Origin of the sequence: Streptomyces sp. SID14478 (genome assembly GCF_010548525.1) — a bacterium.
Lineage (GTDB): Bacteria > Actinomycetota > Actinomycetes > Streptomycetales > Streptomycetaceae > Streptomyces.
Map to the genome: position 1 here is coordinate 1 of NZ_JAAGMG010001277.1, position 6,572 is coordinate 6,572.

Consider the following 6,572-nt stretch of genomic DNA (forward strand, 5'->3'; position numbering starts at 1 on the left):
CGCGCACGCGCGCACGTCCTCGGAGCCGGCCAGGTCGAGGAGGAGGGCCCGGCCGGCGTGCAGGTGGTCGCCGAGCCGGGTGCCGTCGGCGAGTGCGAGGTCGGGGGCACTGCGGCCGGCCAGCGGGTGGCCGACCGCGCCGGGCAGGTCGTAGCCCTGCCCGGCCCCGGAGATCTTCTTCACGAAGTACGTCGTGCCCGCAACGGTGCCGGTCAGGTCCTCGACGACGGCGCGCAGCGCCCGCGCGTGCCGGTCGGGCCGCATCACGGTGATCTGCGCGCGGGTCCACTCGAGCACCCAGGCGCCGAGCGGGTGGCGCTCGGCGGTGTAGGTGTCGAGGAGGCCGTCGGGGGCGGTGCCGCGCAGCGTCGCCGCCAGCTTCCAGCCGAGGTTCATGGCGTCGCCGAGGCCGAGGTTGAGGCCCTGTCCGCCGAAGGGGGAGTGGACGTGCGCCGCGTCGCCCGCGAGCAGCACCCGGCCCTTGCGGTAGGTGGTGGCCTGGCGGGCGTTGTCGGTGAAGCGGGTCGCGGTGCGGATACCGGTGACGGTGACGTCGGCGCCGGTCACGTTGCGGATGCTCGCCGTCAACTCTGCTTCGGTCACTGGTGATTGGCGGTCCTGTGGAGGGCCGTCGAACTCGACGGTGAGGATCCGTCCCGGCATCGGTCCGTACGCGTAGATCCCGGTGGCGGTGGTGTGCCAGCCCGGCTCCAGGGACGCGGTGCCGGTCATCTCGGCGAGCGCCTGGTGGCCGGTGATCTCCGGCGGCGTGCCGGGGAAGTCGAAACCGGCCAGCTTGCGCACGAGGCTGCGCCCGCCGTCGCAGCCGACGAGCCAGCGGGCGCGGAGCGTGTGCCCGCCGGTCGCGTGCACGGTGACGCCGTCGCCGTCCTCCTGGAAGCCCGTCAGCTCCGTTCCCCGGTACGTCACTGCGCCCAGCTTCTCGGCGCGTTCCCCGAGCACCTGCTCCAGGTGGGCCTGCGAGATCAGACCGATGTCGTCCGCCGGGCCCTTGTCAGCGAACGCGGGGTCGTCCGCGTCGAGCAGGTTCCCGTCGAGCGGGATCCCGGCGAAGTGACCGGCGAACTTGGGCGGCACCTTGAGCTGGGTGCCGTCTTCGGGGGCGGCGCCGCGCTCGCGCCGGAAGGCCTCGAACCGCTCCATCGCGGCGCGCTGCACCGCCGCCAGGTCCGACTGGAAGCCGCGCCGGTAAAGGGCCTGTGCGCTGGGCGAGTTGATGGCGCCCGCCTTGATGGTGGGGTCGATCTCGGTGAGCCGCTCCAGTACGGCGACCGACGCGCCCCCGAGCCGCAACTCGCAGGCGAGCATGAGCCCGACGGGCCCGCCCCCGCACACGACCACATCCACGTCCGTCTCCGCGTTCGTCTTCGTGCCCGTTTCCACGTCCATGACTCTCAATGTAGTCACTAAAACTTTGTAGTGGCTATAGTGAGGTCCATGAACCTGCGGGACCGGAAGAAGGCGCAGACGCGACAGCGCATCGCGGACACGGCCACGCTGATGTTCAAGGAGCACGGCTTCGATGCCGTGACCGTCGCCGACGTGGCCCGCGCCGCTGACGTCTCGACCATGACGGTCTTCAACCACTTCGCGCGCAAGGAAGATCTGCTCCTGGACCGCATCCCCGAGGCCGTCCTGTTGCTGACGCAGGCCGTCGAGGGTCGCGCGGACGGCGTCGCACCGCTCGCGGCGCTGCGTCAGATGGTGTTCCAACTCGTTGACCAGGGGCACCCGTTCGGTGCGATCGGCGACTCGTTCGGCTGGTTCTGGCAGGTCGTGCTCGACTCGCCCGCCCTGCGCGCGCGGGCCCGGGAGGCGCTCGAGGAGATCGAGGGCGTGCTCGGACGGCTTCTCCAGCAGGCCGGGGTGCCGAACCCGCGACTGGCCGCGGCGCTCCTGCTCGCCGGGTACCGGGTGGCGTACGCGGACGCGGTGGGGCGGCAGGTGGCGGGGGTGGCGGCCGCGGAGGTCGTCGTGGGTCACCGGGCGATGATCGGCGAGGTGTTCGACGCGGTGGAAAGGGCCGTGGGGAACTGAGTCCCCCACGGCCCCTTTCATCCGTTTGTCGCGGCTTGCACAACTGGCTTGTTACGGCGCCAGGTTGACGCCCAGGCGGGCGCCGTTCGGGGTGCCGAGCGTGGCGTTGTTGAAGGTCTTGGTCGAGGTCAGGCCGAGACCGCTGCTGTTGCTCGGGACGTACATCAGCGTGCCGTTGTTCGTGTCCTCGCCCGCCGAGCCGATGACCAGGTCGGCGCGGCCGTAGCCGGAGAAGTCGCCGAGGGCGACCGCCGCACCGAGGTTGTCGTCCGTCTCGGTCGCGCCGGGGACGCCGGCGGTGTCCTGCGTGATCGCCTGCGAGCCGGTGCCGGTCGGGCCCGTCGACGTGCCCTTCAGGAGCAGTGACGTACCCGCGTTGGAACGGTTCGAGGTGCGGGTGATGTCCTCGTTCGGGGCGCCCGTGAGGATGTCCGCGTAGCCGTCGAGGTTGTAGTCGCCGACCGTGACCGACCAGCCCATCGCGTCGCCGGACTCGCCGGCGCCGGGCACGCCGGAGGTCTCCTGGCTGATCGACTTGGCGCCGGTGGCGGTGAGGCCGGTGCCTGCCACGCCCTTGACGAAGGTGACCTGGCCGCCCGCGGCCGCGTCGGACTCGGCGACGTACGGCTGGCCGATGGCGAGGTCGTCGACGCCGTCGCCGTTGATGTCACCGGCGGCGACGGAGCGGCCGCCCTTGACGGTCAGCGTGGCCGCCTTGCGCAGGCCGCTCGCCCCGCCCTTGAACCAGGTGACGTGGCCGACGCCGGTGGAGTCGCGGTAGTTGAGGGCGACGTCCGCGTAACCGTCCTGGTTGAAGTCCCCGACCGCGGCGTCCGCGTTGGACAGGTCCTTCTCGACGCCGGTGATCGTGGAGTCGCTGTCCCAGCCGTCGCCGTAGCGGGCCATCCAGGTGCCGCCGAGGCCGGTGGAGGCGGCGAACACGTCGGCCGTGCCGTCCGCGTTGAAGTCGCCGACCGCGACGGCCGAACCGAACCGGGCGCCCGCCAGGTCGTAGCTCGCGTCCATGTTGAGGCCGAGGCCGGAGGTGAAGGCGGGCCCGTACAGGACGGTGGCCGCGCCGCGGTCCTTGTGGCCGGAGGTGTCGTCCTCGCCGGGCTGGCCGACCACGATGTCGGTGTAGCCGTCGCCGTTGACGTCACCGGTCGCGGTCGCCGAGCCGAACTCGTCGCCGGCCTCGCCCGCGCCCGGGACGTCCGCGGTGGACTGGGAGATGACCTTCTTGCCGGTGGCGCTCGGGCCGCCCGTGGTGCCGGGGACGACGACGACCTGGCCGCCGCTCGCGCCCTTGGGCACACCGGAGACGATGTCGGCGGTGGCGTCGCCGACGACGTTCTGGTTGGTGAGGGCGTGGGAGATGCCGGGCGTCGCGGCGAGGGTCGCGATGCGGCCGAGCTTCGGGTAGAGGTTGGCGCCGGGGCACGCGGTGGCGTTGGTGTCCCGGTGGCCGAAGACGCGGGGCAGGTTCTTCGTCGTGCCCTTGGGGATCTTGTTGCCGTCGACGTTCAGATCGCCGTTGGACGTCATGGTGACGGTGCCGGTCGGCGTGATCCCGTACTGGCCGAACTTCCAGGCCACCACCCGGGCGATGGCGTCGAGCGCGGCCTTGGTGGGCTTCGCCGACTCGAAGTTGCCTATGTACGAGATGCCGACGGTGTCCGTGTTGAACCCGTAGTCGTGGGCGCCGTGCACCGGCAGGTCGACGCCGCCGGTGCGGCCCTCGAATATCTGGCCGCAGCGGTCGACGACGAAGTTGTAGCCGATGTCGTAGTAGCCCTTGCCGACGTGGTCCTGCTGGATCTGGCGCAGCCGCTCGGCGGACTTGGCGCAGGGGACCTGGTTGTCCGAGTCGACGCCCGTGTGGTGGACGACGGCGGCCTTGATCTCCGTGTCGTACGTGGGCGTTCCGTCGTGCGAGAGGCCCGGGCCCCACACCGACTGGGGGATGATCTGCGGCTTGACGACCGTGGAGGGCCGGGGATCCGGGACCGTCTCGGTCGGCGTCGGCGTCGGCGTCGGCGTCGAGGTCGTTGTCGGGGCGGCCGTCGTGGAGGAGCTCTGCGACGGGTCCGGGGGCGTCGGGGTGTCCGTGGCGCCCGGCGCGGAGCTGTCCGTCGCGGTGGGCGTGGCCGTCGGGGTCGCCGTGTCCTCGCTGTACGCGGCCGGGGCGGCGAGGTCGGCGGCGGTGGGACCGGTGCCGGGGTCGATCAGCTTGACGTCCATGCCGCTGGGCAGGTCGGACGCCTTGCCGTCGGCGTCGACCACCCGCACCTCGACGCCGTCCGAGTCGCCCTCCGTCGGTACGGAGGAGGTGCCGCCGCGGATGTCGGTGCCCTCGCGCTCCGCGCCGTCCGCGTCGTTCGTCTCCTTCGGCAGGACCGTCCAAGCGCCCCACTTGTCCGTCTTCGCGTCCCGCGCGCGGAACTGGGCGGTGCCGTCGATCTCGGCCGCGGGGTCCTTCCACGTCACCGACACCGCGCTGAAGGTCTCGGTCGACTTCTGCGGCACGACCTTGCGGTCGCCCTTCGTCTCCAGCTTCAGCGTGTGGACCGCGGCGGCCCGGCGCGCGGCGCCCTGGGCGTCCTGGGCGGAGGAGGCCGGATCGCCGGCCACGGCGTACGTCGTCACGCCCACACCGCCGAGCACGACGGCGCCGACCGTGATCCATGCTCTGCGCTGGAGACTCAGCGGCCTGTACGCGTGCGAAGCGCCCGCGTCCTGAGCCTTTCCGCGCGAATGTCGCGGGCTCAATTGCCCCACCCCTTGTCGAAGTTCACCGCAACCCCGCGTGAACCGCGGGTGGATGTTCTGTTCAGCCAATGACCGACGAGGGACGCCACAGGTTGCACGGCTGTGTCGCGCGTCACTGGGGCAACCCTGATGCGAGGTCGTCTCCGCGACGCCGTCGCCGCGGTCTGCCCGGAAGAGGGACGGGAAGAGGGACCGGAAGAGGGAGATGGCGCGGAAGGGGCGAACAGTGACGTCGCGTCCTCGGGCAGACCATCCGGTCGCGACCCCGGTCAGGCCATCCGGTCACGTCCTCGGACGGGCCGCCCTCCAGGGCGAAGGGGTGGGTCAACGACCGTACCCACGAACGGTGTTACGGCCGGCCTCACGAGAGCGGTGATCTCGCCGGCTCACGACCGGTCTTGCGGCCCGCCTCAAGGGTTGCCTCAAGGGATGCCTCAAGGGTCGCCTCACGGACCGAGGGGCCGGCCCGGACATACGGGACGGCCGAGGTCGCCACCCCCCACAGGAGAGACCCCGGCCGCCGCGCGGTACGGGTCGCGAGCGGCCCGTACTCCCTTCAGCGCCGCGCATGCGTTTTCTGTCACACCCCACTGTGTGACCCACTAGTTGCTCGTTGTACAAACATGGACGTGGCGGAATTCAGGCCGTAGCGTTCTGATTCGCGCTGGGGCGCGCATCGGGGGCGCGCACGACGCCGAGTGGCAGGGACAGGGGAGTGCTGGGGGACGACGCGGAGCTGACCGCCGCGGTGCTTGCGGCACAGGACGGGGACGAGACCGCGTTCCGGACTGTGTACCGCGCCGTGCACCCACGGCTGCTCGGGTACATACGCACGCTCGTCGGGGACCCGGAGGCCGAGGACGTCGCCTCCGAGGCCTGGCTGCAGATCGCCCGGGACCTCGCGCGCTTCGAGGGCGACGCCGACCGGTTCCGCGGCTGGGCCGCCCGGATCGCCCGCAACCGCGCCCTGGACCACATACGCATGCGGGGCCGCCGGCCCGCCATCGACGGTGACGAGACCGAACTCACCGGCAGACCCGCCCCCTCCGACACCGCCGACGAGGCGCTGGAGTCCCTCGCCACCGGCACCGCCATGGAACTGATCGCCCAACTCCCGCAGGACCAGGCCGAGGCCGTCGTGCTCCGCGTCGTCGTCGGGCTCGACGCCAAGAGCGCCGCGCTGACCCTCGGCAAGCGGCCCGGCGCCGTCCGCACCGCCGCGCACCGCGGGCTGAAACGCCTGGCCGAACTGCTCGGCGCGGACCTGAAGACCCCCGGCCCCCTCGACGCCGTGCCGCGTCCGAGGCAGCCGAGCCCCCGCACGGTGACGTCCGCCGGTGTGACGCATTCGCGTGCGCGGACGCAGAAGGACATGTGATGGCCGACGAGCACGACAAGTGGCTGGACCGCGAGGCGGCGGAGCGTCTGCTGCGCGGGGAGCCCCTGAAGGCCGTCGCTCCCGACGATGTGCGCCGGGCCGAACGGCTCGCCGCCGCCTTCGACGCCCTGATGATCCTGCCGGCCGGCCCCGAGGGTGAACTCCCCGGTGAGGACGCCGCGTTGAAGGCCTTTCGCGAGGCCGGCTCACTCTCCGCCGTGAAGGCAACGGCCGGTTCCCTCGACGATCCCGGTGATCTCGGCGACCTCGGCGCTCTCGGATCCGTCGACTCCACCGGTTCCCGCGGTGCGGGCCGGACCGCCCGGCACCGCGCGGGCGGGCATGCGACGCCGGGCGGCCCCGGGCC

4 protein-coding genes and 1 pseudogene are annotated in these 6,572 nt (G+C 72.1%); 3 read left to right on the forward strand and 2 right to left on the reverse strand.

What is annotated here, in order from left to right:
• On the reverse strand, positions 1-1,410 hold a 1,410-nt coding region (locus G3I40_RS40940; protein ID WP_164559886.1), incomplete at its 3' end, for an FAD-dependent oxidoreductase.
• Between the two features lie 48 nt (positions 1,411-1,458).
• Between G3I40_RS40940 and G3I40_RS40945 the strand changes: the two genes are divergently transcribed.
• Positions 1,459-2,058 carry a TetR/AcrR family transcriptional regulator gene (locus tag G3I40_RS40945; protein ID WP_164559887.1) on the forward strand — a complete coding sequence of 200 codons (600 nt, stop codon included), beginning with the start codon at positions 1,459-1,461 and terminating at the stop codon, positions 2,056-2,058.
• 51 nt (positions 2,059-2,109) lie between these two features.
• Here G3I40_RS40945 and G3I40_RS40950 read toward each other — a convergent pair whose 3' ends face one another.
• The gene (locus tag G3I40_RS40950; RefSeq protein WP_239092243.1) at positions 2,110-4,827 is read right to left on the reverse strand and encodes an N-acetylmuramoyl-L-alanine amidase; all 2,718 of its coding nucleotides are present in this window, start codon (positions 4,825-4,827) and stop codon (positions 2,110-2,112) included.
• A 715-nt stretch (positions 4,828-5,542) separates the two neighbouring features.
• Here G3I40_RS40950 and G3I40_RS40955 point away from each other — a divergent pair.
• Positions 5,543-6,205, forward strand: a complete 663-nt coding sequence (locus G3I40_RS40955; RefSeq protein WP_164559888.1) for an RNA polymerase sigma factor — start codon at positions 5,543-5,545, stop codon at positions 6,203-6,205.
• Positions 6,205-6,572 (forward strand): annotated as a pseudogene (locus G3I40_RS40960) (hypothetical protein); the annotation flags it as partial. The gene G3I40_RS40955 and the pseudogene G3I40_RS40960, both read left to right, overlap by 1 nt.